The following is a 3,186-nucleotide window of genomic DNA, read 5'->3' on the forward strand; positions in this document are numbered from 1 at the left end:
ACAGCGTTAATTGCATCAGGGAATCCTGTTAGACCATCGCAGCATGCAATTAGGATATCCTTAACTCCACGGTTTTTGAGTTCATTGAGCACAGATAGCCAAAATTTTGCACCTTCATTGTCTGCTAGCCATATACCCAAGATTTCCTTGTTGCCCTCCATGTTTACCCCCATAGCTATATGTAGGCTTTTGTTGTTAATCTGCTTGCCATCCTTAACTTTGATCACCATAGCATCTAGATATAGAAGATTGGGTCCAGTGGCCTCAGTTGCCAGGCTTTTACTTCATCAAGTACAGCATCAGTAACATTGGCGATTAATTCATGGCTGACTTCCATAGCATACATATCCTGGAGGTGAGAAGCAATATCACGTGTACTCATCAACTATGTTTTAAATGCATTTGGATAATATTTTTATGCATCGTTTTAGTAGCAAGATAGAGTGGGATAATCAAGGGACAGGCAGCTCTGAAGGTCCTGACTATGTTAACTTGTAGAGTAAGGTGCTCACATTGCTGAGAGCACCTCCTCGAGGAACGCAACATTCGAGCACTGATAAGGCAGCTCTTGGGTACCCAGCAACGTTACCTCTCTCATTACCTTGGCAATACCAGCTTTGTGCTCATTTGAAATGGAATAGACTCCCATTCCGACCACTTACGGCTTACAGATCCACCAATTAAACTTTCGTTTATTGCCATTTGCTTTTCTCTATAAATTAGCTTCTTCAAACTCTCTTGCCATTCAGCACCTGCCAGACCTCTGCTCACTTTCGTGCCTTATCATACAATAGGTGAGTAGGGCGGTGGAACTTCCCAGCTAGCCTCTTCGCAAAACGGTGCATGAACCTCTCAATTCACACCGCTTCCATTAAGCAAACCCTCCAACCATTCCTACTCGCCAGTCCTCAAACAATCTTGGATTATCTGCAGCTCCCACATTTGCTTCGACTCGTTTATATGCCTCCACAAATACCTTCTTCCCTATCTTGAATGATTTTGTCTTCTCCATCATTACCTCCTGAGTCCCTTCAGTTTCTTGCTCAATAAACTGCTTAACGTAACTCCTTCCCTCCACATCCATTACAGACTCGCGTTTGCTTCTTCCAGCATCCTGTTCCCCCACACCTATCGATACTCTTTACAAAGTATTTCCCCTATAGACATAGGGAGCTATACAGCCTTCCCACCTTCAGTCATAGAAGTATGTAGTTAACTTAGCTGCCTGCTATAGACCGGGAAATATTCTGTTGGCTACCAAAGGGTATCTCCAAGACCTCTTTCCTATTTCCATCTAGAGGGTATCCACTATTTGCCATCTCCAGATCTGACAATCCTTCATTCACAGGTTCAGATATCTTTAGCCTATTAACTTACCTACCGCTTACCTGCATTATAGTTAGCAGTAGGCTAGATTGCTCCCGCTTTCTGCCCCATGTAATCGCTTACATTTCTCTACATTGTCCCGCTTGCTCTCCATTCAGAGCGGTAGCTTCATCCAGTAGCATGGATGGTGCCTCCTTACGGGCCACAACTCCTATTGACCATTCGTGTCACACCTCTACAGCTTCTCTGTGACCCATAGCTCCAAAAATATTATTTAACCTCAAAATGCAGAGACCTTCTGCTGTGACTTTTCAAAACACATCTCTTCTCTGAGCCTGGCGTTGGCAATCACTAAAATCTTCCGCATTAAGGCCGTCAGTGCCACCATTTTCTTCTTCCCTTTATTGACCAGCTTTTCATAAAATTCTTTGAAATGTGTTTTCGAATTCCTCGCTGCCATTGCAGCAATAAACAGTATTGGCTTGACTCCACATCTTCCTGGTCCTGTTCTTCTGTAACCACTAAATTTGCCACTATCATTTGCACGTGGGGCAACCCCTCCAAGAGAGGCTATCTTCCTACGGCATAATGTCCCAAGTTCTGGCAGCAAAATAAGAAGCTCAAAGGCTACAATATCTCCTATTCCGGGAATAGTTTTTAGTATATCCTTTTTCCTCTTAAGCTCTGGATTATTCTCAATTATCAGCTTTATTTTGTCTGTTATAACATCTATCTGATTTTTCACTGCTGCAATAAGCACCAATATACCGTCTCGAATTAGCTTTGTACATGGGGCTTGCAGCCTATTTTTCTCTGCAACAAGAGTGATTTTCAAGTCAGAACGTCTTTGCACCAATTGGAATAATTCAACTGCTTCCTTGGACTGGGCCTCAAACAATGGAAGCTTATCGGAGCGTTCTTGTCCATATGCAGCCAATGCTTTAGCATCTAGGGCGTCTGTTTTTGCAGCAGAGCCTAGAGAGCGGATGAAGCTTTTGACTTTTCTTGTATCGGCGCGATGGGCTTTGAAGCCTTGTGCGATCAAAGAGTATAGGACTTCAAGTTCATACCCTCCTGTTGTCTCCAAGACGCAAAGAGAGCTTGGGAGTATATTTTTATATTCTTGAACAAATTGTCCTATTCCTGTGGATGAGTTTTCGTATTCGGAGGTGGATTTTGTTCCATATAAAGATACTACAAAAGTGAATTTGCCGATATCAATTCCGAGAAAATGTTGGTATAAAGTCATGATAACCTCGAGAGTTTAGTTTGTATGTTTGCGATTGTAAGCGGGTGCACGTTAGTGTCCCATTCAACTATTCAAACGCCTCGAGAGAAAGGGCTAGAGTACCACGATGACTACGGTTATCAAACCTATGCCCATACGGTCGCTCACGCCCGCGATAGGCATATCATCATGATGATATGCCTATCAACTACTCTCGTACAGCAGAAGATATCAGATTATCTTCTATATGCACTACTTCTTATACCACAGCTCAGACTTACAATGCCCATGCCATACATTGAGATGATTTTGTCGTCAAAGCCTTTCAAATGGCGTTGTCGTTTGGGTATCATAATTGGCTCAAATGTACCATTACGGTCACGAGGTGTAGATATTTCGACTTCTCCATTATCCATGAGGACGGTTTTATTGCCATAACCATTACGGTAGTTGCCATCCTGACTTTTCTCATGTTTATCATGTTCTAAATGGTGATCAAGTTCTGCTTCCATTACCCTTTCCATGAGTGCTTTTTTCATTTGTGCCATCATTTCGATAGGGTCAGCACCGCTTTTAATGACCGCATCCAACATATCCAATGAGATGTAATCTGGATATACTGGTTTGCGTGA

At 42.7% G+C, this 3,186-nt stretch carries 4 protein-coding genes and 1 pseudogene; all 5 read right to left on the reverse strand.

Annotation, left to right across the window (positions count from 1 at the left end):
* Positions 1-382: pseudogene (locus EDM53_RS06415) on the reverse strand (IS256 family transposase); the annotation flags it as partial.
* 215 nt (positions 383-597) lie between these two features.
* Positions 598-771 carry a hypothetical protein gene (locus EDM53_RS06010; protein WP_165379507.1) on the reverse strand — a complete coding sequence of 58 codons (174 nt, stop codon included), beginning with the start codon at positions 769-771 and terminating at the stop codon, positions 598-600.
* Between the two features lie 100 nt (positions 772-871).
* Positions 872-1,126, reverse strand: a complete 255-nt coding sequence (locus EDM53_RS00570) for a hypothetical protein (RefSeq protein WP_130121393.1) — start codon at positions 1,124-1,126, stop codon at positions 872-874.
* Between the two features lie 480 nt (positions 1,127-1,606).
* Positions 1,607-2,575, reverse strand: a complete 969-nt coding sequence (locus tag EDM53_RS00575) for an IS110 family RNA-guided transposase (RefSeq protein WP_130121395.1) — start codon at positions 2,573-2,575, stop codon at positions 1,607-1,609.
* A 215-nt stretch (positions 2,576-2,790) separates the two neighbouring features.
* The coding region (locus EDM53_RS00580; RefSeq protein WP_207215387.1) for a transposase at positions 2,791-3,186 on the reverse strand (396 nt) is incomplete at its 5' end.

It is taken from the genome of Rickettsiales endosymbiont of Peranema trichophorum (assembly GCF_004210275.1).
Classification (GTDB): Bacteria; Pseudomonadota; Alphaproteobacteria; order Rickettsiales; family Midichloriaceae; genus RICK02.

Coding starts and splice junctions, on each gene's coding strand:
- EDM53_RS00575 (WP_130121395.1), bottom strand. CDS start 2,575: ATGACTTTATACCAACATTTTCTCGGAATTGATATCGGCAAATTCACT.